The 23,972-nt window shown below is 69.9% G+C and carries 18 protein-coding genes; 4 read left to right on the top strand and 14 right to left on the bottom strand.

Features of this window, described 5'->3' with window-relative positions; translation table 11 throughout:
• Nucleotide 1 precedes the first annotated feature (1 nt).
• From GV126_RS24820 to GV126_RS24805, 4 genes are all read right to left on the bottom strand, one after another.
• A complete protein-coding gene (locus GV126_RS24820) occupies nucleotides 2-430 on the bottom strand; it encodes a hypothetical protein (protein ID WP_185948185.1) in 429 nt (142 codons plus the stop codon).
• Nucleotides 430-2,859 (bottom strand): AAA family ATPase, encoded by a 2,430-nt coding sequence (locus GV126_RS24815; protein ID WP_159670764.1) that lies wholly within the window; start codon nucleotides 2,857-2,859, stop codon nucleotides 430-432. The genes GV126_RS24820 and GV126_RS24815 overlap by 1 nt, the downstream gene beginning before the upstream one ends.
• 315 nt (nucleotides 2,860-3,174) lie before the next feature.
• Nucleotides 3,175-3,432, bottom strand: coding sequence for a hypothetical protein (locus GV126_RS24810; protein WP_159670761.1), 258 nt, complete (start codon nucleotides 3,430-3,432; stop codon nucleotides 3,175-3,177).
• Between the two features lie 69 nt (nucleotides 3,433-3,501).
• Complete coding sequence (locus tag GV126_RS24805; RefSeq protein WP_159670759.1) at nucleotides 3,502-4,053, bottom strand: ATP-binding protein; 552 nt, start codon at nucleotides 4,051-4,053, stop codon at nucleotides 3,502-3,504.
• Nucleotides 4,054-4,201: 148 nt separating this feature from the next.
• On the opposite strand from GV126_RS24805, the gene GV126_RS24800 reads away from it, so the two are divergent.
• Both GV126_RS24800 and GV126_RS24795 read left to right on the top strand, forming a co-directional pair.
• On the top strand, nucleotides 4,202-5,077 hold the full coding sequence (locus GV126_RS24800; RefSeq protein ID WP_159674065.1) for a helix-turn-helix domain-containing protein: 876 nt from the start codon (nucleotides 4,202-4,204) through the stop codon (nucleotides 5,075-5,077).
• On the top strand, nucleotides 5,074-5,289 hold the full coding sequence (locus tag GV126_RS24795; protein ID WP_159670756.1) for a DUF397 domain-containing protein: 216 nt from the start codon (nucleotides 5,074-5,076) through the stop codon (nucleotides 5,287-5,289). Before GV126_RS24800 ends, GV126_RS24795 begins: the two co-directional genes overlap by 4 nt.
• A gap of 125 nt (nucleotides 5,290-5,414) precedes the next feature.
• On the opposite strand, the gene GV126_RS24790 is transcribed toward GV126_RS24795, so the two are convergent.
• The 5 genes from GV126_RS24790 to GV126_RS24770 all read right to left on the bottom strand — a co-directional run bounded on the left by GV126_RS24790 (nucleotide 5,415) and on the right by GV126_RS24770 (nucleotide 14,663).
• Nucleotides 5,415-6,254: a hypothetical protein gene (locus tag GV126_RS24790; protein ID WP_159670753.1), complete on the bottom strand. Its 840-nt coding sequence runs from the start codon at nucleotides 6,252-6,254 to the stop codon at nucleotides 5,415-5,417.
• 130 nt (nucleotides 6,255-6,384) lie between these two features.
• Complete coding sequence (locus tag GV126_RS24785) at nucleotides 6,385-9,660, bottom strand: type I restriction endonuclease subunit R (RefSeq protein ID WP_159670751.1); 3,276 nt, start codon at nucleotides 9,658-9,660, stop codon at nucleotides 6,385-6,387.
• A complete protein-coding gene (locus GV126_RS24780) occupies nucleotides 9,657-10,889 on the bottom strand; it encodes a restriction endonuclease subunit S (protein WP_159670748.1) in 1,233 nt (410 codons plus the stop codon). The genes GV126_RS24785 and GV126_RS24780 overlap by 4 nt, the downstream gene beginning before the upstream one ends.
• Entirely contained in the window at nucleotides 10,882-12,504 is a 1,623-nt protein-coding gene (locus GV126_RS24775) for a class I SAM-dependent DNA methyltransferase (RefSeq protein ID WP_159670746.1), read from the bottom strand. The genes GV126_RS24780 and GV126_RS24775 overlap by 8 nt, the downstream gene beginning before the upstream one ends.
• A gap of 17 nt (nucleotides 12,505-12,521) precedes the next feature.
• Entirely contained in the window at nucleotides 12,522-14,663 is a 2,142-nt protein-coding gene (locus GV126_RS24770) for a hypothetical protein (RefSeq protein ID WP_159670743.1), read from the bottom strand.
• A gap of 234 nt (nucleotides 14,664-14,897) precedes the next feature.
• Here GV126_RS24770 and GV126_RS24765 point away from each other — a divergent pair, with 234 nt between their 5' ends.
• Both GV126_RS24765 and GV126_RS24760 read left to right on the top strand, forming a co-directional pair.
• Entirely contained in the window at nucleotides 14,898-15,518 is a 621-nt protein-coding gene (locus GV126_RS24765; protein ID WP_236570095.1) for an Rv1352/Rv1906c domain-containing protein, read from the top strand.
• 190 nt (nucleotides 15,519-15,708) lie between these two features.
• A complete protein-coding gene (locus GV126_RS24760) occupies nucleotides 15,709-16,284 on the top strand; it encodes a ribonuclease H family protein (protein WP_159670741.1) in 576 nt (191 codons plus the stop codon).
• Nucleotides 16,285-16,322: 38 nt separating this feature from the next.
• On the opposite strand, the gene GV126_RS24755 is transcribed toward GV126_RS24760, so the two are convergent.
• The 5 genes from GV126_RS24755 to GV126_RS36645 all read right to left on the bottom strand — a co-directional run.
• Nucleotides 16,323-20,138, bottom strand: coding sequence for an AAA family ATPase (locus GV126_RS24755; protein ID WP_159670738.1), 3,816 nt, complete (start codon nucleotides 20,136-20,138; stop codon nucleotides 16,323-16,325).
• Nucleotides 20,139-20,270: 132 nt separating this feature from the next.
• Entirely contained in the window at nucleotides 20,271-20,921 is a 651-nt protein-coding gene (locus GV126_RS24750) for a thymidine kinase (protein ID WP_159670736.1), read from the bottom strand.
• A 90-nt stretch (nucleotides 20,922-21,011) separates the two neighbouring features.
• Nucleotides 21,012-22,202, bottom strand: coding sequence for an alkaline phosphatase family protein (locus GV126_RS24745; RefSeq protein WP_159670733.1), 1,191 nt, complete (start codon nucleotides 22,200-22,202; stop codon nucleotides 21,012-21,014).
• Nucleotides 22,202-22,798, bottom strand: a complete 597-nt coding sequence (locus GV126_RS24740; protein ID WP_159674061.1) for a DUF5998 family protein — start codon at nucleotides 22,796-22,798, stop codon at nucleotides 22,202-22,204. The genes GV126_RS24745 and GV126_RS24740 overlap by 1 nt, the downstream gene beginning before the upstream one ends.
• Before the next feature lie 189 nt (nucleotides 22,799-22,987).
• On the bottom strand, nucleotides 22,988-23,972 hold a 985-nt coding region (locus tag GV126_RS36645; RefSeq protein ID WP_236570094.1), incomplete at its 5' end, for an acetate--CoA ligase family protein.

The following is a 23,972-nucleotide window of genomic DNA, read 5'->3' as shown; positions in this document are numbered from 1 at the left end:
CCTACAGGCCCCTTCGCCGGGGGAAACCCCGGACCGCTCCGGGCGCGGCGAGCTCCGTGACCACCGCTTCGACCGCGGTCTGCCAGGCGCGCACCTGAGCGTGGCTCGGCCCGAGTTCGTCGTGGTGGTACTTGCAGCCGGTGCTGAGGCGGTTCCAGAGCGAGCCGGCTCGACGGGCCAGGTCCGGGCCTGCGTAGTGGCGCAGGCAGATCAGCTTCGCCCGCATGCTGCGGACCTGACGGAATCCGGCTTCCTCCGTCGTGAGGGCCGCGTCGACGGCCGCTTCCAGAGCGATCCGCAGAGCGTAGACCGCGCCCCGGTCGTGGCCGGCCGGGGTCGACGGGCCGCCGTCGTCGGCCCGGGTGAGGAGGTGCTCCGCTGTCGCCAGGAGCCCTGCGATCGTGTCGGCGTTCGCGCGGGTGGCGGGCATCAGACGTGTACCTCCGGCTTGCGGATCCGGTCGGCGAGGGCCTCGACCCTCCGGACGAAGGAGACCGGGTCGTCCGGAAGGAACCCGCCGGGGTGGGCGCCCTGCTGGCACTGGTGGATGAGGGTCGTGCTCTCCCTGCCGTACAGGGTGCGCAGACGGTCCCTGACCTCCTCGTCGTCGCGGTCGTCCCCGTCGTCGAAGAGAGCGAGGCCCGCCAGCGGGAGGAGCCGTTCGGTGGCATCGAGGGTGGCCTGCAGCCTCTCGGCGGACCGACCGGTCCGGTTCCTGCGGAGCCAGGCCGCCTCGACGAACGCCGCCGCAAGGGTCTCCCGGCACAGCGCGGGCAGGACGTGACGCAACGCGGTCTCGGGGCAGTCGTCGGTCTTCGCGAGAGCCATGGCCTCGCCGATGGCCTCCTTGACCGGGTCCCTGTCGGACACCACCCTCACCCGGGACTTCTCGCCCCGCTCCACCCTCAGCACGGTCACCGGCAGCCCCTGGCTGCGGAAGGCGCGCGGGAGGCGGGTGTCGTGGGTGAAGACGACCACCTGCCGCTCGCGACCGAGTTCGTCCAGCACCTGGGCCAGTCCGTCGACCTTCGCCGGGTCCATGGACTGCACGGGGTCGTCGATGACGACGAAGCCGAAGGGACTGTCGGCCGCTGCAACGCGAGGCAGGAACAGGGCCAGCGCGAGCGAGTGCAGTTCGCCCTGGCTCATGACGCCGAGCGCGGGAGCCTCGGTGTCGTCGACGGTGACGTCCATGATCAGCTTGCGTACGGTGGCCTTCTCCGTGCCGTGCAGCTTCACGTCCTTCAGGTCGACGCTGCTCTGCTGGCGCAGCTTCTCCCAGATCCGCTGGGTGTGGCCCGCGAAGGCGTCCAGCCTGAGGTCACGGATCTCGGTCGTGAGCTTCTTGATCCAGGTGTGGGCGGCGTTGACGTCCTTCTTGAGCGACGTGACGGCGTCGGCTTCCCGGGAGAGCCGGGTCCACTCGGCCAGCAGGCCGGCGGCCTCACGCCAGCGTTCGTCCATGGCCGCCAGTTCCTCACGCGCGGCCCTGGCCACGGTGTCGCACGCGTCGGTCAGCGTGACCGCCGCCCGGAGTGCGCGGTCGGCAAGGTCGGCCGGGTCGGCGAGGCGCCGGCAGGCGCCCCACTCCCGCCAGGGCTCCGCGAGAACGGCCGGGACCTCCGCCGGCATGTGCACCAGGTCCTGCAGGGTGCGCATCGCGTCCCGCACGTCGGTCTGTGCCTTGCGTACCGCCTCGGCCTCCTGCAGGAGTGCGGTGATCTCCGCCTCGGCGCGCCGGGCCCACTCCTGGTCCAGCACCTGCTGCGCCCCGCAGACCGGGCAGGCCGTGTCGTCGGCGTGGCGGTCACTGTGCGCCAGTGCGGCCTGGAGCAGTTCGGCCCTGCTGTGCGCGTCGGCGGCCGCCGATCCCCTCAGGTCCTCGGCGTCGGCGACGGCCCGCCGCAGCCGGTCCACGGCGATACCGACCCGTTCGAGGTCGGGGCCCTGGGCGTCGGCCTCCAGACGGGCCTGACGCAACCGGCCCGCGTCCGCCGTGGGCACACCGGTGATCAGGGCGTCGAGTACGCCGTAGTCGGGACCGCCCTTGGCTTCCATGGCCACAAGGGCCTTGATCGCCCGGTCGTCGTGACCGACCGCCTCCAGGGCCGCGTGCAGCAGCGGCTTCTTCTCCTTCTCGGCGTTCTGGACCGCCTCCAGTTCCCTCTTCTTGTCCGCCAGGCGTCGCGCGGCGGCGTTGAGGTACTCCAGGCCCAGGATCGCGGCGACGTTGTCGTACATCTCGGTGGGCTTGCCGTTGAGCATGGTGCCCAGATCGACGTACGACAGGAACGGGCGGTAGCTGCGCATCGCCTGCTCCCACCCGGCCTGCTCCAAGGGAACGGTGCCCTGTCCGGGCCGCTTGAGCACGGCCTGCGTGTCGGCGAAGGTGTCACCGGTCCAGGTGCGGGTGAGGGTGCTCGGGGACGGGTCCCCGTCGACGGCCAGCTTGGCCTCGACCACCGTCCGGTCGCCGTGGTGCAGGTTGCGCCAGCGGACGGCGCGGTTCGGGCGCTGCCCGGAGCAGTGGGCGTTGGTTCCGGTGAACAGGGTCTCGACGGCCTCGGCGATGCTCGACTTGCCGGAGCCGTTGCGCCCGATGACGAGGGTGACCCCCGGCTTGGGCCGCAGGTTCAGCCGCGCTTCGGATCCGACGCCGCGGAAGCCGGTGACGGTGACCTTGCCCAGGTAGACGGGTCCCTCGGCGGCGCAGGCGCCCGTCGCGGTGCCGGAGGCGCCGAGTGCCTCACGGATGAGGGCCTTCGCGGGCTCGCTGAGCTTCGTGTCTCCGGCGAGCCGGGCCTCGACGAGCTCGGGCAACGCCAGTGCGTCGCCGGAGGGCTGGTCCATCGCGTCCATGTGGTGTCTCCCGTGGTTCCCGTGATGGTGCGGAAAGGGCGAGCACCGACAGGCTTCGGAGAGCGGCGATGCCGCCGCCGGAGTGCCGCCTGTCGACGGGATGGACCGTAGGAGCCTACGAGAGGGCGGCAGGAAAGAAAGGCCGATAACCCGTGTTATCAGCCCTCCGTTGCTGCCGTTAGATCCGTGCGAGCCGCGGAGCGGGGTGGCCGGGCCGTCGCGTGCCCTGGCGATGACTCGAACCTCAGCTCAGGGATGGAGGTCGATGACGCGCAGAGGTAGCCGTCTCGTCGAGGACGGTGTGCAGCTCGTCGGTCACCGTACCCCCGCCTCACCGAGCCGCCGGTCCAACTCGGCGTCCAGCTCCCCCTGTTCGCTCGCGCTCGGGTCGTAGCCGTTCCACGCCCGCAGAGCGGCGCGTGCCTCCTGGGCGCGGGCCACGCGCTCCTTCGGGGTGAGCAAGGTCTCGGCGAGATGGGAGAGGTAACCCCGCAAGGACATGCCTTCGGAGGCCGCTGTCCGGGCGAGCCGGTCACGGGCTTCGGCGGGGATGCGGGTGGTGGCGTCGGGCATACGGACCTCCTCAGTCGACCCCCGAGGGGACGGCCCCGTCCAGCCGGGGGGCGCGGCGCTTGGGCGAGCTCACGACGGGGACCCGGGCGGGAACGTGTACTCGGCCCACACGGTCTTGCCCGGCCCGTTCGAGCGCGGGTGCCAGTCCCAGCGGGCGGCCAGGTGAGCGACGAGGAGCAGCCCGCGGCCGGTCTCCTCCGCGTCAGCGGGGTCGCACGGCGTGGCGCGTCGGCGAGGCGGGCGTTCGGCGCGGGTGTCGGTGACCTCGACACGGACGGTACGGCCTCCTGGTGCGGTGGGGAGGTCGTGAAGGCGCAGGTGGAAGTCACGGCCGGGGACATGGCCGTGGCGCACGGCGTTCGCCGCGAGCTCGGCGGTGATCAGCACGATCGCCTCGTGCGGGTCGGTGCCGTACGGGATCCCCCAGGCGTCCAGCCGGACGGCGGTCAGACGGCGGGCGAGGCGGGCGCCTCGCGGTGTGGAGGTGAAGCGCATGGCGAAGGTGTGAGCCGGCGGGGCCTGGGTGAGGAAGGCCGAGAGGGCGGCGTCCGTGGCGTTCCTGGTGCTCATGGAGGCGGTGGGATCGACGGGTTGGAAGGGATGCGCGGGTTTCGTCGTCATGCCGACCACGGTCCTGCCGGTCGCGTAGCGTGACCAGTGGTGACGCTACGACAGGGGGCGGCTGTACGCGCGCTGTCGGCGAGTGTAGGAGGCGCGGGCCGTGACGGTTCCCTTGCGGGGGCGTTGCGCCAAGGAGGCGGTGATGCACATGACGGAGCGCGAGGGCGTGGCCCGGGACGGCCGGGAGAACGACGACCGGGTTGCGGGGCGGCGTCCTGAGGACGACGCGGGGCGGGGTGTTGTGGTGGCGTTCGGCCAGACCATGAAGATGCTCCGGCTGCGGGCGGGACTGGACCGTGAGGAGTTCGGCAGGAGGCTCGGGTACTCGGCTTCCACGATCGCCTCGTTCGAGCAGGGGCGACGGATCCCGTCTCTCAGGACGATCGACCAGGCCGATGAGGTGCTGGGGGCGGAGGGGTTGCTGTGCCTGTGGAAGGAGGAGGTGGAGCGGGCTCAGTATCCGGTGTTCTTTCAGGGGATGGCCGCCTTGGAAAAGGAGTGTCTGGAACTGTTGATGTACGACACCCACGTCGTCAACGGCCTGCTCCAGACAGAGGAGTACATGCGGGCTCTGCTCGCCATGCGACGTCCGCCGCTCAATCCTGAGACGGTCGAGCAGCGCGTGACGGCTCGCCTGGCCCGGCAGGACATCTTCGACCGACGCCCTGTGCCCTTGCTGAGCTTCGTCATGGACGAGGCGGTGCTGCGGCATCGGTACGGCGGCAGGAGCGTGGTCAAGGGGCAGTTGGAGTTCATCCTCCTGGCAGGGCAAAGAGACAACGTCGAGATCCAGGTCATGCCAACCGATTGCGAGGAGAACGCGGGCGTCAACGGTCCGTTCACGGTCGTCACTCGCCGAGACGGAAAGAAGTTCGTCTACACCGAGACCCACACGACCAGTGCGCTTGAGACCGATGTGGAACAGGCGGCTCTCGCTGCCGCGCGCTATGGGATTATCCGAGCGCAGGCTCTCAGCCCACGAGAGTCGCTGAACTTCATCGAAGGGTTGTTGGGATCGCTATGAACAACGCTGAGTCCTCGACCGCCGCGTCCGGCCTCGCCTGGTTCAAGAGCAGCTACAGCGGAACCGAAGGCGGCCAGTGTGTGGAGGTTGCGGCAGGAACCACCGCCGTACATGTCCGGGACTCCAAGGTCGCGCCCGGACCAGTTCTGGTCGTGTCCCGTCAGGCATGGGCGGGGTTCGTCGGGCTGGCCGCGTCGGAGCCGCGCGTCTGACGCTCGTGTGCACGAAGGACCCTGCCGGTTGCCGCCTGATGCACCGCTGAGGCATCCGGGCCCACGAGGTCCGGATGCTCAGAGAGTGGCAGTCGGCCGGTGGCCATGGTCCAACGGAGGATCACCTACTGGGAGGCAGACTCGTCCGCGTCAGGCTGCTCGGTGTAATCCGTGGCGACGGGCTCCTGCGCTTCCACGACCTCGGCATCGGTGACCCCGATCGTCGGCTTCGTCATTTCCAGGCCGGCGAGGTGCTTCTTCAGCCTTTTCGCCATAGGCAGGAAGGTCGCGAGAGTGAGCCCGCCGGAAAGGACGGCACCGACCACAGGGATAGCCTTGGAGACGGCCCTCGCGAAGGTCTTCTTCGTCATCTCGACGCCGAGCTGTTTGGCGACCTTCTTCACCATCGGGTAGACGACGCCCTGGGTGAGCGCCTTCTGCGGCAGCTTCTTGGCGACCTGCTTCGACATCGCCTCCGCGACCTTGCCGACGGCAGCGTTCGCCGACTGGGTGCCGAACATCACGCCGAAGAAGAGGGTGAGCACTCCCTTGGTCGCGTCATCGACGTCATCGCCGTCACCGGAGAACAGATCGGGCCAGCTGTAGAGGTAGGCGAGCTTCTGCGCGATGCGCAGCATGTGGCCGAAGTACTGGGCCAGGTCGGTGGGCACGGTGGCGGGAAGGAAGACCAAGCCAGGCAGCCCGGCAGCCGCGGAAAGAGCACTGACCTTCGCGGCCTCGTAGTTGATGGAGTCGTTGGCCGCCTTGTCCAAGATGTCGATCGAGATACCCGCTGCTGCGGGGGTTTTTTCAATTGCTGCTCGGATGTCGTCGTCGGAGCAACAGCGGGCCAGCGCCTTGCGGAGGTACGCCTCCCTGTTGATACGCACGCCCGGAAGTTTCGCCGCGGCCACCAGCACTGCGGAGAAGCGCGACTCGGGGTCCTCGATCTCTTTACCCGCCATGGCAAGAACCTGCCCTTCTGGGAGGAACTACTCCCCTGTATCAGTCTGTTGGGCCGCTGGGCGGGGCCGCTCACGCCGGCATCCGCCGGCCGGTGAGCAGCCCATGCCCCTGTGCGTCGTTACGGGCAGCTCAGTCGTCCGGAGCCCCGTGCACGGACCACTCGTTGGCGAAGTGCTCCATCTGGCGCAGAACCAGGTCGATGGCTTCCTTCTGCTGGTCCGGCGGGTAGTTGTTGCGGGCCAGGAGCCGCTTGATCGTGCTGCGCAGTCGGGCGCGGACGGACTCGCGGGAGATCCAGTCCGGCTTGAGCTGGCGGCGGACCTCGGCGACGAGTTCGCGGGCGATACCGGCCAGCACCTCGTCGCCCATCACGGCGCGGGCCGTGCCGTGGTCGGCGACGGCGTCGTAGAAGGCGAGCTCGCGCCAGTTGAGCGGCGGTTCGAACTTCTCGCCGCGGCGGGCGTCGGCAGCGACCTCCTTGGCCAACTCGACCAATTTGGCGATGAGTTCGGCGCTGGTGTACTGCTGGCGCATGTAGCGCACCATCAGATCCTGCAGCCGCTGGGAGAAGGTGGTCTGCCGGACGATGTTGTGCCGGGTGACCTCGCGCATCTTGCGCTCGACGAGCCGCCGCAGCGCTTCGGCCGCCAGGTGCGGCGTGTCGCTCTTCTGGAGCTGGGCGACGAGCGCGTCGTTGAGATGGGTCAGGTCGGCGGTCTCCAGCCCGGCCTCGGCGAAGAGGTCGGTCACTCCCCCGGTCTCCACGACCGAGGAGGTCAGCTGGGCGAGGTACAACTCCACGTCGCGGGCCACCGGCAGGCCGCGCGCCTCCCGCTCCATCGCGTCCAGCTTGGCCATGTAGGCGCGGACCTCGACGAAGAACTGGATGTGCCGCTTCCAGGCCGGCTTGTCCCCGCACCGGTCCCCCACGTCCTTCGAACTGCCCGCGAGCGCCCAGAAACGCTCCAGCCGGTGGGCGTGGTCGCGGAAGCGGCGGCCCAGGGTCTGACGCGGGTCGTCCAGCAGGTCGGGGTTGTTGCCGGGGGTGCGGGGGTCGCGCAGGTGGTTGGCGGTCTTCAGGGCAGCGTCGACGAAGGCGCGGGGGCCGGGCTTGTCGAGCAGGGGTTCCCAGGCGAAGCCGCGCAGGATGCCGGTGAGGACGTCGTACTCGTTGCGGAGTTCGTCCAGGGCGCGCTCGACGTCCTGGCCCAGGGTGCGGTCGCGCTGGTCGGCGTCCGTGTACTCGGCGATGGCCTTCTGGAGGTTCTCCGTCAGGGGCGCGTAGCCGACGAGGAGGCCGTCCTCCTTGCCGCGGAAACGCCGGTTGACGCGGGCCAGGGCCTGCATGAGGTTCGCGCCCTTGAGCGGCCGGTCCAGGTACATGGTGTGGATCGGCGGGGCGTCGAAGCCGGTCAGCAGCATGTTGTTGACGATGAGCAGTTCCAGCTCGTCGTCGGGGTCCTTGGCCCGGTTGATGACGGCCTTGCGGCGGCTGTCGGTGAGGGCGTGGGCGAGGAGTTCCTGGGGGTCCTTGCGGGAGTTCGAGGAGAAGACGATCTTCATGACGCCCTTGTCGAACTCGTCGCTGTGCCACTCGGGCCGCAGCTCGCGCAGGGCGTCGTACACGCGGACGCAGATCTCTCGCGTCGCGCAGACGACCATCGCCTTGCCGGGCGCCCCGCCGGTCTCGGAGACGCCGACGAACGGCTGCATGCGCTCGCGGCGCGCCTCCCAGTGCTCCACGAGGTCGGCGGCGAGGTCGCGTATCCGGGCCGGCGCGCCGTACATGGCGTTCATGGTCGCCACGGCCTGTTCGACGCGGCGGCGCTCGGTGTCGTCGAGGCCGTCGGTGATGCGGTCGGCCTCCTCGTCGATCCGGGTGGGATCCACGTCCTCGTCCAGGACGAGCTGGATCACGCGGCTCTCGTGGTAGACCTTCACGGTCGCGCCGTCGTCGGCGGCCCGCTTGAGGTCGTAGATGTCGATGTAGTCGCCGAAGACCTCGCGGGTGTTGCGGTCGGCCTCCGAGATCGGGGTGCCGGTGAAGGCGAGCAGCGTGGCGTGCGGGAGCGCGTCGCGCAGGTGGCGGGCGAGACCGTTGAGGTCGTCGTAGTGGCTGCGGTGGGCCTCGTCGACGATCACGACGATGTTCCGGCGGTCGGAGAGCATCGGGTGGTCGGCGCCCGACTCCCGCTCCTCCTTCGTCTTGCCGAACTTCTGGAGCGTGGTGAAGAGGATCCCTCCCGTCCTCTTCGCCGCCAGCTCCTCACGGAGTTCGGCGCGGGTGACGACCTGCTTGGGCGCTTCCGGGAGGATTTCGCTCTCCTGGAACGTCGTGTACAGCTGGTCGTCGAGGTCCGTGCGGTCGGTGACGACCACGACGGTGGGGTTGAGCAGGGCCGGGTCACGCATCACCAGGGTGGTGGTGAGGACCATCTCCTCCGACTTGCCCGAACCCTGGGTATGCCAGACGACGCCCGCCTTGCCGTCGGTCGCGGAGGCGGTACGGACGGCCTCGGCGGCGCGGGTGACGGCGTGGTACTGGTGCGGCTTCGCGATCCGCTTCATCCGCTTCGACGGGACGAAGTTGATGAAGGAGCTGACGAGAGCGAGGAAGCGGGGCTGGGTGAACAGACCGTGGATCGCCAGGTTCTGCCCCGACTCCGCGAAGCCCTCGGCGGTGAGCGGGTCGACGCGGGCGCCGAACTCGTCCGTGTTCCAGGGCGCGAAATGCTCGTACGGCGTGAACGGGGTGCCGTACTTGGCGGTGATGCCGTCGGAGAGGAGCACGACCGTGTTGAAGCGGAAGGCGGTCGGCAGCTCCTCGACGTAGCGGGCGACCTGGGCGTGCGCCGTCTGGAGCGTGGCGTCCTCGTCGCCGGCACGCTTGAGCTCGATGACGGCGAGGGGCAGGCCGTTGACGTACAGGACGACGTCGAAACGGCGGTTCTTCTCGCCGTCGATGACGGTGACCTGGTTGAGGGCGCGGTAGGTGTTCGCGTCCGGGTCGGTGAGGTCGACCAGGCGAATGGTCGGGTTGTGCTCTGCGCCGAAGGAGTCGGTGTAGGTGACCGAACGGATGCCGGTGGTGAGGAGGCGGTGGGCGGTCCGGTTCTCCTCGTAGGTGTCCTGCGAGCCGGGGGTGGCGGCGGTCGTCACGGCGTCCCGGACGACGTCCGGGGGAAGATCGGGGTTCAGCCGCTCGATCGCCTCGTGGAGGTCCGGGTACAGGATCAGGTCGTCCCAGGACTTCCGGTGCCCCGAGCCGGGCGCGAACTCGTTACCGGAGGCCGGCAGCCAGGCCAACTCGGCGAGCTCGTCGAGGGCGAGGACTTCCCAGTCGGCTTCGGTGGGGCGACGGTCGCTTCTGCCGTCGTGGTCGTTTCCGTTGTCGTGTGTCGTCATGTGGCGTCCTCGACAATCTTCTCGGCGTCCTTGACGCGGAGTCGGCCGGACATGAGCTGGGGGAGGAGGGTGTCGCGGAGGGTGGCGAGGGCCTGCGACTCGCGCAAAGCCTGGTCAGCTCGTGCTTCCAGTGCATCAAGCTTGGGACGAAGCGCTTGCTGCCGCTCCTTGCTAGGGAGAGTGATCGCGAGTTCACCCAGCTGAGTGCGTCGAAGCTCCGTCTGGCCGGTGCTGCCCTCGCCCATTTCCTCGATCTCGGGCTGCGCGCGAAGGATGGCGAATCCTGCGCACACGGGGTCGACCTGAGCCTCATCAAACCGCACAATCGTGATATGCGAGTCGACTGTCGCGGCCTCATCAAGCGTCCACCGCGCAACGCGACCGAGCGTGCCGACGCCTGTTGAGTTCACGAGAACATCGTTCTTCATCAGCAGCTTCGGGGCCTTCACTCTTTCTCGCTGCGTACGACGCGAGGGGGCGAGGCTCACCCTCCCATCTCGAATGCACTTCTGGTTCAGCACCAAAAGATCATCCGGGGATTCGGAGTATTTCGGGGCGATACCTCGGGTGAGAGCACACGCTACAGATTCAACGCCGACCTCCATGTCGGCATCCTCTGCAATCGCCTGAATAAATAGGGCAAGCGCGAGCTCACGCGAGGTGGCAGCAATGCGCTCGTTAACGGCGATCTTGTCATCCAATACTCCCAGGACGGCCGCCACAGCCGCCTGCTCGGACAAAGGCGGCTTCGGTACTACGAGTCCGCGGATGCTCTGGAGGGAGTTCGCAAGGCTGGGCACGCCGGTAGTGACGGCATGCGCAAGAATGCTGTGCTGGCCGGCAGGGGACCGAAACCAGTAGTAGTAGAACTCGGCTACAGCACGGCGTTCGTCAAGGCGAGCCTTCACCTGACTTCCCGAAATAGCGTACTTCTCATAGCGCGGAGCGCGCGGAATCATCGAGACCTGACCAACAGTCCCCTTGCGGGTGAACACGATGTCCCCGGGCTTTACAAGCGCCGACGCGATCTCTTTAGCTTTTTCTTCCGAGATGAAGACAAAGTCATCATCCAGAAAAACACCCTGCGACAGATTTACGCCGCGGATGAAGGGAACCCCGTCTTCGCAGTAGTCACTGGTCGTAACCTTCGACCCGAACGGCCCGATGGAGAATGCCCACCGCTCCGATGAGGCGAGCTGGTCAAAGCGCACCCTCTCCCACTCAGACATCGACCCTCCCCAACTGCACCCGCACCGTCTTCTCCAGCTCCGCCGACTTGTCGAACAGCTCGTACAGCTCCTCCGTCAGCTTGCTGATCCGCTCGGCGACAGCCTCCGCGTCCTCTTCCTCCGCCTCCACGGCCCCCACGTACCGCCCCGGCGTCAGCACGTACCCGTGCTCCCGGACCGTCTCCAGGTCGGCCGAGTAGCAGAAGCCCGGCTCGTCCTCGTACGTCAGCCCGGCCTCGCGCGCCGATGCCGTTCCCCGCCACGCGTGGTAGGTGTCCGCGATCTTCCTGAGGTCCGCCTCCGGCAGGATGCGCTCCGTGCGGTCGGCCATCTCGCCCATCCCCCGGGCGTCGATGAACAGGATCTCGCCCCGCCGGTCGTCCAACCGCCGTGCGCCCTGCGGCGACTTGTCCTTGGCCAGGAACCAGAGGCACGCCGGAATCTGCGTCGTGCGGAACAGCTGCGGAGGTAGCGCCACCATGCACGCCACCAGGTCGGCCTCGACCAGCGCCTGCCTGATCTCGCCCTCGCCGCTGGACTGTGAGCTCATCGAGCCGTTCGCCAGGACGATGCCGGCCGTGCCCCTCTCCCCCAGCTTGGAGATCATGTGCTGGAGCCAGGCGTAGTTGGCGTTGTTCTTCGGCGGAACCCCGTACTTCCAGCGCGGGTCGCTCTCGTCCCTCGCCCAGTCCTTGATGTTGAAGGGCGGGTTGGCCATCACGAAGTCGGCCTTGAGGTCCGGGTGTTTGTCGTCGGCGAAGGTGTCGCCCCAGCGGGCGGCGAGGTTGCCGTCGATGCCGTGGATGGCCAGGTTCATCTTGGCGAGCCGCCAGGTGCGCTCGTTCAGTTCCTGGCCGTAGATCGAGATGTCGGCCTTGTGTCCCTTGCCCCGGTGGGCCTCGATGAACTTGGCCGCCTGCACGAACATGCCGCCCGAGCCGCACGCCGGGTCGTACACCCGCCCCTCGTACGGCTCCAGGATCTCCACGATCAGCTGGACCACCGAGCGCGGCGTGTAGAACTCGCCGCCCCGCTTGCCCTCCGCCCGTGCGAAGTTGCCGAGGAAGTACTCGTACACCTCGCCCAGCAGGTCCTGGGCCGGCCGGTCCTCGCTGCCGCCGAAGCGGGCGTCGCTGATCAGGTCGACGAGTTCGGCGAGCCGCTTCTGGTCGACGCGGTCCTGGTTGAAGATCTTGGGGAGGACACCGGTGAGGGAGGCGTTCTCCCGCATGATCGCGTCCATCGCGTCGTCCAGGAGCTTGCCGACGCCCTGGGCCTTGGCGTTGGCGGCGATCCAGGACCAGCGGGCGTTCTCCGGGACCCAGAAGACATGGGCGCCGGTGTACTCGTCGCGGTCCTCCAGGAAGTCGTCGAGGCGGTCCTCGGAGATGCCGTCCTCGGCGAGTTCCTTCGCCAGTTCCGTACGACGCTCCTCGAAGGCGTCCGAGACGTACTTCAGGAAGATCAGACCGAGGACGAACTCCTTGTACTGGGCGGCGTCGATGGAGCCGCGCAGCTTGTCGGCCGCCCTCCAGAGGATGTCCTGGATCTCCTTGGCGGTGGAGGCGCTGAACAGCTCCGTCTGGTCGGCGGGCTTCTTCTTGCGTGGAGGCATCGGGTGAACCGTCTCCCTCAATGAGTGTCGGTGTGCGGTACGGGCTGGATGGTCAGCGTGCCGTCGGCCATGCCGGCGGCCATCAGCCGGGACAGGTCGTCGAGCGCGGCGGTCTGCTCGCGCAGCAGGGCCGCCCGGGACTCGATGTCGGCGAGGACCGCCTCGTACAGGTCGGCCTCGGCGCGGCCGAGGTCGGGGATGACGAGGTCTTCGATGCGGCGCGGCGCGCGTACGGCGCCCCCGACGCGGGCGTGTTCGGCGGCCGCCGCGCGCAGCAGCGCGGCCAGCACCCGGGGCCGCAGCGGCGGGTCCGCGTCGGGATGGACGCGCAGGATGCGGGCCGGGGCGGCGACCAGGGACAGGCCCGCCGTGTCGACGTGGACGCCGAAACGCGGGTGGGCGGTGACGACGAGGTCGCCGGGCTCGGTGAACTGCGCGTGCTCGTAGGCGGTGAGGAGGATGCCCCGGTCGATGCGGCGGGTGCCGATGCGGGCGGTCCCCAGGATCTCCTCGGGGGTGAGGACCGGGTAGTGGCCGTCGGCGGTCAGGTGTTCGGGGGCGAAACGGTGGCCGGGGCGGCGGCGCAGGCGGCGGGTGCGCAGCAGTCGGGCGACGCTGGTGCGGCGCACCGGCCGGCTCTCGGGGCGCGGCTCCGCACGGGCGTTCAGGTGGAGGCCGGTCGCGGCGGACCGCGCGTGGAGGTCGGCCAGGTGGCGTTCCAAGTCCGCGATGCGGGCGGGGCGTTCGGCGACCGTACGGGTGTAGCGGGCGGTGCGGGTGCGCTGCTGCGGGGTGAACGGGGCGCCAGGACGGTCGTCGAGGTCGGTGCCGCGGACGATGGCGGCGTGGCGGGGTTCGTGGCGCGGGTCGTGCCGCCAGCCGGAGGTGCGCCAGATGGCGATGTCCTCGGCGAGCGTGGCGAGGACGGGTTCGGTGAGCGGCTGGGCGGAGTAGTCGGCGAGGAGGACCAGGCCCGTGCGCTGCTCCTCGGGGACGCGCGCGAGGAGCCAGGCCGCCGTGCGGTAGCCGGGGCGGTAGGCGTAGGCGCCGTCGGGCAGGCTGATCGCGGCCTTGAGCAGGCCCGGCGCGAGGAAGGAGCGGCGCAGGCGGTCGGCGTCGCCGTGCCGGGCGAGCGGGCCGGTCAGGGCGTCGGCGGGGCCGAGGACGAGGGCACCGGCGCCGGTGTCGAGGTAGTCGGTGAGGGCGGCGACCTGCTCCAGGACCGCCTTCGGGTCGCGGGTCTCGGCGGGCTCGTAGGGGAGGGCGCAGACGAGCAGGTCCGGGTCGCCCCATTCATCGACGGACACCTCCTCGCCCTGGACCACGTCGAGCCGGAACTCGTACACCCCGCGCACCAGCATCCGGCGGCGTACGAGGCGCACCCGGGCCAGGTCGGGGTCGGCGGCCAGGTAGGTGTGGGCGGAGTCCTCGGCGGCGCGGTCGTGCAAGGCCGCCGGCAGGTCACCGGAGCCGGCGTACGGGACCGCGATCACCGACCCTTCGCCGAGGGTGTCGACGCCGGAGAGGGCGGCGAGGGCACGCGTCACCTCCGGGGTGGGCTCGTCGGCGGCCGGCTCTCGGGAGCCGAGGCGGTGGCGGGCCTGGAGGATCCAGTCGAAGGCTTCGGCGGGGTTGTAGGCGGCGTCGATCAGTTCGTCGGCGAGGTGGGCGAGGGCGGGGCCGGTGCGGTCGGGGTCGGGCAGGGCGCGCAGTTCGGAGACGAGGACGTCGTCGTCCGGGTCGATGGCCGCCGCCCGTTCCAGGAGGGAGGGCCAGGGCCGGCCGTCGGCGACGGGCGCGTCCAGCTGCTGGTGCAGGCAGACCAGTGAGGTCAGCGCGCCGATCAGGACGGACGCCGGCAGCAACGGCGTGCGCCAGGCGGCCAGGGTGTGCAGGGCCAGCTCGGCGCGCAGGCGGCGGGGGTCGGTGTTGCCGCGGCCGGTCGAGGCGAGCCAGTCGACGACGGCACGGGCGTCGAACAGGGGACGTCCGTCGTCGTGGGCGACGGGTGCCGGGAAGTCGGGGTGACGGCGGGCCCAGGTGGTGGGGACCGGGCGTTTGACCTGGGCGAGGGCGGCGATCTCGGCGTATGTGATCCGCCAGGCCGGGGTTTCGGGCAGGATGGGCGTGGGGGTCGTCGAAGCCGTGTGTGTCGTCATCGGACGTATTCCCCCCTTCTTCCCTGCAGTCTTCGAGGCCGGCGTCCCCGCCTTCGGGCCTCGTGGTCCGCCCCTCTTCAGTGGGGCAGGCGTCAGCAATCTACCGGGACCTCGGAAGGTACAGCGAAACCCGCTTGATAATAGGGGTTATCAGAGAGTTGCGGGCCTTCGAGCCGGAACAGTGAGCACCTTGTGAGGGCCACATCACAGGACACCGCTTGGAGGCTGACCGCGATGCGTCACACGCCCTCGATACTGCCCGGAAACCCGCAGCCCCACGGCGCCGGCGCCGCACCGAGCTGGAGCGCCGAACCGCCGGTCCCGCCGCCCGGTGACGGCCGGTTTCCGACCGCGCAGCCGTCAAGACCGAAGCCGTCACGTCGCAGGACGTGGCTGACGCATGGCGCGACCGCGATCGTCGCGCTTCTGGTCGGCGTCGGCATCGGCGGCAACGGGGACTCCGGTGGCAAGAGCGACTCCGCCGCCCCCGCCCCGGCGGTCACCGTCACCAAGACCGCTGCCGCCCGTGGCGGTGACCCCAAGCCCGCCGCCACCGTCACGGAGAAGGTGACGGTCACGCCGAAGCCGGCCAAGAAGCCTGGGGCGGCCACCACGGTCGGGGGCGAAGGCCAGTACCTGGTCGGGGAGGACATGCAGCCGGGCACCTACAAGACCGCCGGGCCGAACCACGACAGCGTCATCGAGAACTGCTACTGGGCGCGTACCAAGGACGCCTCCGGGGAGCTCGGCGCGATCATCGCCAACGAGAACCTGCAGGGTCAGGGGCGCGTGACGGTCAACAAGGGCGAGTACTTCGAGACCAAGGGCTGCCAGGAGTGGACCAAGGTCGGCTGACCGGCCGCCGCATACGCCGCCGCGCTCGTGGGGGGACGCGGCGGACGAGGGACGGGCGGTCCGAGACCGCACCGCCCGTCCCTCTCTTCCTCCCTCCGCCACCGTCTGATGCGAACAGGAGGATCCCTCGATGGGCCGCCGTTCCCCACTCGCTCGCGCACCCCGCCCCACCCTCAGGGGCCGTGCGCAAGTGCACTTCGACGGCGCGGTCAAGGCCGTCGCCGGGACACCGATCGTCCTCGCCACGGACGCCTCCGTCAGCGGTGACAAGGTCGGCACCGGCTACCTCGCCACCACCGGCGAGACCGGACTGCGCGCCCATGCCTACCCGCAGTACCTCACCGCACCCAGCGTCCGTGTCGTCGTCACCGAGCTCCGCGCCGTGTACTGGGGACTGAGGCGGATCTTCGCGGCGCACCCCGGGCGGCCCGTCGAGGTGCGCGTCGACAACCTCGATGCCCTGAAACTCCTGCACGAGTGGCAGGGCGGCGGTGACCGGATGCCGGACGGGTACGAGACCCGGCTGCGTTCGCAGGGCCGTCGGCCCAGCCTCGTCCAGCTGCAGTCGTACGCCGAGTACACGCCTGGCCTGACCTTCGTCCATGAGAAGGCCCACGTCGGCAACCCGCTCAACGAGGCCGCCGACTCCCTCGCCAAGCTCGGCCTGCGATGCCTGCGTGGCAGGGTGCCGATGGCCGAGATACCCCGGCTGGTCCCACTCTGGGCGAGCGGGGCGCTGGCCGAATACCGGAGCGGCCGACGGTGACGGCGTCGTGGACGGTGACGGCGTGACCGAACCCCTGATCAGGCGCTCGGTCGCCGCCCCGCCGTCTTCTTGGCGACCCTGCGGGCCTGCCCTGGCAGCCTCGTGCCCGGGACATCCGGGTCAGCGGGCGTCACTCCGAGCACCTCGGACGCCAGCTTCAGCCAGGCGCGTGCGTCGGCTCCTTCGAGGTCATCCGTCCACATCAGGGTGCCTCTCGGTCCGCCACCTTCACTGTGCGGCAGCACTCCGTTCTCCGCGTACCAGGCCTTCTTGAGTTCCCACTTCCGGGCATAGTCAGGCAGGTCGAGCATGCCGGCATGCTCCCAGTAGACCGTGCGCCCGTCGTCGGCGGCGATGGTGAAGTCGGGGTGGACGACCCGCCCGTCGCTGCCGGTGAAGGGCAGCTCGTACTGCCACTTGCCCGCGGCGAGCCGGTCCAGCAGGCCGGCGATGATGACCTCGTTCTTCGAGGCCATCGGAATGCCGTTCGCCGACACGTGGATCAGTTTCCGGTCGAAGCGGTGAGCGGTGCCCCGGATCTCCAGCGCCACCGGCCGCGGGGCGTCGAACAGGTCGGTGAGCCGCCTTGCCGTCTCCGAGCGCCATGGCTGTGCAAGGTCCCGCAGGTCGGCGAGCGTGCCCTCGTGGAGGATCACCACCTTGGTCTTCTGCCTGGTGAGGGCCGTGTACATGAGTTCCCGGGAGACGTTCGCTCGCGCGGGCAGGACCAGGAACGTCGTGCCGAACTCCGATCCCTGCGCCTTGTGCACCGTTACCGCCCAGGCCAGTTCTAGCAGCGCGTCGTCCGCGTCGGTCGGCCAGTAGGAGTACTGGAATCCGGGCTGGGAGGAGAACTCGACGTTGAGCGGCAACCGGGACTTCGGCACCTTGCTCGCCGGCGTGACGCGGCCGATGGCGACACCGATCTCGCCGTTGGCGACGTAGTTCAACGCATCCTGGTCGCGCGGCCACGCGGTGGAACGTTTGTTGGTGGTCTGCATGACCTTGTCGCCGCGGACGATCAGTTCGGGACCGATGGGCTTGGGGATGTTGCTGCGCAGGTTCCTCTGAGCCCAGGCTGTGTCATCTGCCCGATAGGTGCGCTTGATGTGGCGGTTCAGTTCCACCGTGCCGAAGGCCCGGGAACGGGTCGGAGAGAGAATCTGCCACTCCTCGGCCCCCTTTCCCGAGCCGATCTCCCAGTTGAGATAGGGGCCGTTGATGACCCCGCCGTAGGTACGCGCGAAGGCCCGGGCCGAGTCCGGATCCGCGTCGAGCGCGAAGTTGTGCCGGAGTTCGTCGGTCAGCGCCTCGACCGCGGTCCTGCCGCCCCACGGCACATAGCGAACGGTGGGCAGGTCCGGATCGGCGTCGAGTTCTGCCCAGATCGACTCGTCGCCCGCGCCCCGCGTGTTGTCCCCGAACCAAGCCGCCAGTTCCAGGTCGTGGCGGGCACCGTGACTGCCGTCGGGAAGCTGTCGCCGATGAATCTGAAGCTCGACGTAGCCGGGAGCCACCCGTGTCCAGTCGCGGAAACCCTCGGGCCGCAGCTTGTTCACCAGGTCCACGAACGGACGGCCGGGACCGATCGGCGGAAGCTGCCGCGGGTCACCGACCAGAATGAGCCGTTTCACTCCGGTGACGGAGTCCAAGGCGGCGGCGAGCATCTCCTCGGTGAGCATCGAAGCCTCGTCGATGACCACCAGGCCGTACTGGTGCCGGGGTTTCCGGTCTCCCTCCACGAGGTACCTGCCGGACTCCCCGTCGTACCGGCCCGTGGCGCTCAGATGCGAGGCCAGGGTCCGGGCGGGCAGCCCGACCTTCGTCTCCAGCTGCACCCTCGCCTTGCCGGTCGGCGCGAGGAGCAGCACGTCGCCCGTCGCGACACCGGGATACTCGACCAGGGCGCGCAGCAGCGTGGTCTTTCCTGTGCCGGCCGGGCCGATGAGCACCGAGAGCGGGGCGTCGTGGAGGGCCGAGAGACCTGCCGCCTTCTCGGCGCGGGCTCGCTCCTCCAGCTCGTCGAGGTCTCCTGCGACGTTCCGGTTCCGGTCGAGCGCCCGGTCCAGCACCTTCCTGGCGTCCGGAATCGGCCCGAGCCGCACCCGCGCCTCCTGTGTCCGGATCCAGTCCCTGATGACCTCGGAGGTCCGCTCGAAGCGTGTGAGTTTGTACGCGGACGTACCGTCCGCGAGCGACACGCTGGTCAACGGCGACCAATAGTCCGGCGACTGCTCCAGCTCACCGATCGCTTCGTGGTGGAGGTCGAGGCCGGTCAGGATCGTCCTGCTGAGAGTCGGCGGCTGGGAGAGGGGAACCTCATGCGCCAGGGCAAGGGCCTCCGCTTCCGGGACCACGGTGTCGCCCTGGCGTCCCTGCCGTTCCAGCACGTCGGTCAGCAGCGCCTCGATACGGCGCCGGTCCAGGTGGCCCTCCAGATCGATCTCGTCCGGGACGGGGGGCTTCCAGGTCACATGAGCGGGAGGAAACAGAGAGCGGTCAACAGTGGCGAAGGGCACATGCTCCGCCATGGTGTAGGTGCACGTGGCGGCGAAATAGGGATTCTCCAGCAACTCCTCGGCCGACAGCTCGACTTCCGTGTCCCCGTTGAGCAGCATCCGAACCTGGGCGGCGGAGATGTCGAAGCCCGAGAGCAGGCGGAGCACGGCCCGGCGCTCGGCCGCCGTCTTCCGCCAGATCCTGGCCTGGACGGGACCGATGTGGGCAGCGATCGCTTTCGGCGCCTGGGACGGCTCCGCGAAGACCGACTCCAGGAGATCCCAGGGGTCGGTGTCGTCACCGGCCTCAGTGACCACCGCGCGCGCCGCAACGTACGGTTGCTGCACGCCAAGGTCCTCAAGGACACCTGGGAGGCCAGGCACGGGGCCACGCAGCTGCCAGAGCCGGTCGAGCTGGGCCTGAAGCCACTCCAGGCCCGCCTCCGGCATCTCCACACCCAGTTGCCGCATGCCCTCGGCGGCGGACCGCAGCGACGTCAGGGCCTCGATGGCGGCGTCGTCGGACAGATGCTCGGTCACGTACGAGAACTCGGTGACACGCCCTTCCGGTGCCCACGCGAGCGCTTTGTCGACATCGTGGCCCTCGTCCATCAGCGGAATCAACCGCTGGTAAGGCAAGAGGAACCCGTCGGCCATGTCGGGGCGGAGCGAGTGCTCGACGATCGTCTCCCACATGGAGGAATGAAAAGGCGGGTCACCCGACTGGTTCCACATGGGCGGAGGGGTGAGGCGCGTGACGCGCGCGGCACCCACCAACAGCCGGTCCGTGCGTTGGTCCTGGAACGGCGAGTGCTTGAGATAGGTGAAAACGAGCGAGTCGCCCGGCACCACGACGTCGAAGAAGGCGTCGATGATCGCACGCTGGTTGGTCCCGTCCATCACCCAGGGCGGGGAGTAGTTCAGAGCGGCGTCCGCGGCGTCCTCCGCGGCCTGATCAAACGTGGGGACGCGTTCGTGCCCGATCTCCCGGGCGAAGGAGTCACGGTTCAACCAGCGGAAGGGCACGGCTTCGAACGCGTACCCCGGAACCATGACGGGCGTCTCGTGCAGCTTTCCCTTGAGCGCACGGTTGGAGCGATACGGATGGCTTTTCAGGACGGTGTACCCGACGCGGGACATGAACGTCGCTCGCTCGCTGAGGCAAGGGAGCCGGTCCTGATCAAGGCTGTCGATCTCGATGCCCGCATGCTCCGACTCGAAGGGGTCGTCCCGCCCCTTACCGATCGCCGCTAGCAGCGTGCAGGACGAGTTCCCCAGGGGATCCTCACAAAGGAACTGATCCCAGGGGCGATCCCGCCACGGGACCCTCATCGACAGATGCTGGATACCGGCCATGCAAGAGGTGTACCACTCAGGACCGGCGCAGACCGGAAGATCGCCGGATCAAAGCCCCGCGGGGGACTCAACGGACCCCGCACGCAATCGTCAAGTACGGGTACCGTCGCTGACAAGCCTGGCGAAGCTCGGTCAGTTTGCGTAGACCGGCAGGACGTCCGGCGACAGGGCCGCCGCGCGGGCCGCCGCCGCTGTCATGCGGCGGCGGTGGTGGCGGCGGCACAGCACCTCGTAGCCGACCTCCGCGCCCGGGCCGTTGACGTCGCCGACGACGACCTGCTCGCCCTCCACCACCATCCGGCCGCCCACGGTGCGGGCGTTGTGGGTGGCGCGGGCGCCGCACCAGCACATGGCCTCCACCTGGAGGGTTTCGATCCGGTCCGCCAGTTCGATCAGCCGCTGCGAGCCGGGGAACAGCTTCGTGCGGAAGTCGGTGGTGATGCCGAAGGCGAAGACGTCCAGTTCGAGGTCGTCCACGACCCGCGCCAGTTGGTCTATCTGCTCGGCGGCGAGGAACTGCGCCTCGTCCACGATGACGTAGTCGACCTTCCCGCCCTGGGACAGCTCGGCCACGACGTAGGCGTACAGGTCCATCTCCGGCCTGGCCTCGACGGCCTCCGTCACCAGGCCGAGCCGGGAGGAGAGTTTGCCCTCCCCGGCACGGTCGTCCCGGGTGAAGATCAGGCCCTGCAGGCCGCGCGCCGAGCGGTTGTGGCCGATCTGCAGAGCCAGGGTGGACTTCCCGCAGTCCATCGTCCCGGAGAAGAACACCAGCTCGGGCATGGGAGGTCGTGCTGCCTTTCGGTGAGGGCGGTGGGGGTGGTGCGCGGCGGTGGAGGTGGTGAGGGCCGCCGCGGTGTGCGGGAGGAGGCGTCAGGTGCGTACTTCGAGCAGCGGGACCAGCTGCTCGGCGGGGGTCATCGAACCGTGGTTGCCGACCATCGACGACTCCTTCGGCTCCCGCTCGGAGGCGATGAGCAGGACGTCGTCGCGGGCGGCGGCGACCACGTCGCCGATCCGGGCGTACACCCGGTCGTCGATGTGCGGTCCGAACCAGCCCGCCGCCACCGCCTCCTCGCGGGAGGCGACCCAGAACTGCTCGCCGAGCACTTCCCGCCAGCAGGTCAGCACATCGCCCTCGGCGCCCGGCACGGCGTACACGTGCCGGGCACGGCCCTCGCCGCCGAGCAGGGCGACGCCGGCGCGCAGCTCCCAGTCCTCGTCGAAGTCGATGCGGTGCTGCTCGTCGAACGGGATGTCCACCATGCCGTGGTCGGCGGTGACGTACAGCGCGCTGCGCGGCGGCAGCTGCTCGGCCAGGCGCTGGGCGAGCCGGTCGACGGTCATGAGCTGGCCGCGCCAGGTGTCGGAGTCCACGCCGTAGCGGTGGCCCGCGCCGTCCAGTTCGGAGTAGTACGTGTAGACCAGGGCGCGGTCGCCGGCGGCGAGCTGCTCGGCGGCGACATCCATGCGGTCCTCGCCGGTCAGGCGCCCCAGGAACGTTCCGCCGCTGAGGGCGACCCGGGTCAGCGGGGTGTTCTCGAAGGTGGGCGAGGACACCTGGGCGGCGTGCACACCGGCCTGCTGGGCGAGCTGGAAGACGGTGGGGTAGGGCTGCCAGGCGCCCGGCTCGGTGTAGGGCTGCCAGCGCAGCTGGTTCATCAGTTCGCCGGTGTCGGGGTTGCGCACCGTGTAGCCGGGCAGGCCGTGCGCGCCCGGGGGCAGACCGGTGCCGACGGAGGCGAGGGAGGTCGCGGTGGTGGCCGGGTAGCCGGCGGTGAGGGGCCGGCCGGTGCCGCCGCGGGAGCTGCCGAGCAGGGAGGTGAGGAAGGGCGCGTCCTCGGGGTGCGCCGTCAGCTGCTCCCAGCCGAGGCCGTCGATCAGGAACACGCAGGCGCGATCCGCCGGGGTCAGCTCGGGGATCACCGGCGTCATGCCCGGCACGCCCATGCCCGCCGCCAGCGTGGGCAGCAGGTCGGCGAGCGAGCCGGAGCCGTACTCGGGAACGGGCGCGGAGGCGACGGCCAGGGGCTCCGGGTGGTCCCAGGCGGTGGACTGGGTCATCAGCGGGTCAGGTCCGCGGTGGCCTCGGAAATCGCCTGCGCGAAGGCCATCGCCTCGCGCACCGTCTCCGGGCCGTCTCCGGCCTCGCTGACGCGCAGGCTGAGGTCGTCCGCCGTGGAGTTGCCGGTGTAGCCGTGGTCGGCCTCGCAGTTCGGGTCGCCGCAGGCGGCGGGCTCCAGGTCGATGCGGGAGACGGCGCCCCAGCCGATGGTCAGCACCACCTCGCGGGGCAGCGTGCCCGGCGTGTACTGCTCGGGGTTGGCCACCACCCTGCTGACCACGACCGACGAGATCCGGTCCAGCTTCACCGACTCCGTGGACGTCGTGGCGTACGGCGTCGGGGAGGTGCTGTCGGCGGCCTGCTCGTCGGTGTGGCTGACGATGAACCGGGTGCCGGTCAGGACGAGCACCGTCACGTGCCGGCGCACCTCGTTCTGGTCGAAGGTGGTCTCCTGATGGACCAGGTACGACCGGATGGGCTCGCCGCCCACGGCGGCCTCCACCGCTTCGGCCACGAGAGCCGGGTAGTAACCGCTGCGCTCGATCGCCGCCCGCAGCCCCTGGGTCGTCGTACTGGTCTTGGCCATGCCGTCCATCCTACGGGGGCGCGCCCACTGCGAGGCACCGCTGTGGACACCCGCTGTGGACACCTCTGCGGAACCTCTGTAAACACCGTTGTGGAGACCCCGCTGTGGTGACCGCTGTGGAGACTGCTGTGCACGGGCGAGGTCGCTCCGGGTGGGCGGAGCCGCCGCGCGCCGGCGGGCGCTCAGGCGCACGGGCGCTCAGCACGCCGGGAGCGTGCGCGGGCCGAGGGCGTCGCGCGCGGGCGGGGGCGCCAGGCGCACGCCCGCCCCCAGGACGCTCACGCCGCGCGGGGCGACGACGACCGGCTCCAGGGTGAGCGCGACGACCTCGGGGTGGTCGTCCACCAGTCGGGAGACACGCAGCAGCAGCTGCTCCAGGGCGCGGGTGTCGACGGGCGCCGACCCGCGCCAGCCGAACAGCAGCGGCGCCGTCCGGATGGACCGGATCATGGAGGTCGCCTCGCGGTCGGTGACGGGCCCCAGCCGGTGCGCCATGTCGTCGAGCAGCTGGGAGGGCGCTCCGGCCAGCCCGAAGGAGAGCACCGCGCCCGCCGCCGGGTCGATCACCGCCCGGACGACGGTGTCCACCCCTCGGGGCACCATCGCCTGCACCACCGGTCGCAGCTCCTCCGGCTTTCCGAACAGCTCGGTCAACTCGGCGTACGCCCGGCGCAGTTGCTCTTCGTCGGCCAGGTCGAGGCGGACGCCGCCCAGGTCGGCGCGGTGCCGCAGGTGCGGGGCGGTGGCCTTGAGGGCGACCGGGTAGCCGAGGGTGCGGGCGGCCTCGGCGGCGGCGTCGGGTGTGGGGGCGGCAAGGGCGCGCTGCACGTGGACGCCGTAGCGGCCCAGCAGCTCGCAGGTCTCGTCGGCGCCCAGGGTCAGGGCCTGCCCGTGCGCCAGCAGCCTGTCGATGAGCGCGGCGGCGCCCTTCTCGTCGATGTCGTCGTACTCGGGCACCTTGCCGGGGTCGGCGGCGTCCCGGCGCCACTGGCCGTACCGGACGGCCTCGGCGAGGGCCCGCACGGCGCGCTCGGCGGCGGGGTAGGCGGGGATGAGACGGGTGCCTGGGCGCGGGCCGGGACCGCGGCCTCGGTCCGATGTGTGTCCCCCACAGACTGCACCGCGCCGTTGTCGGACGCCAGCCGTACTCTGGGGCCCATGCAGACCTCGTCGGACCGGCATG

This window comes from Streptomyces mexicanus (genome assembly GCF_902506575.1).
Lineage (GTDB): Bacteria > Actinomycetota > Actinomycetes > Streptomycetales > Streptomycetaceae > Streptomyces > Streptomyces mexicanus.
This window is presented reverse-complemented; position numbering and strand designations above follow the sequence as displayed.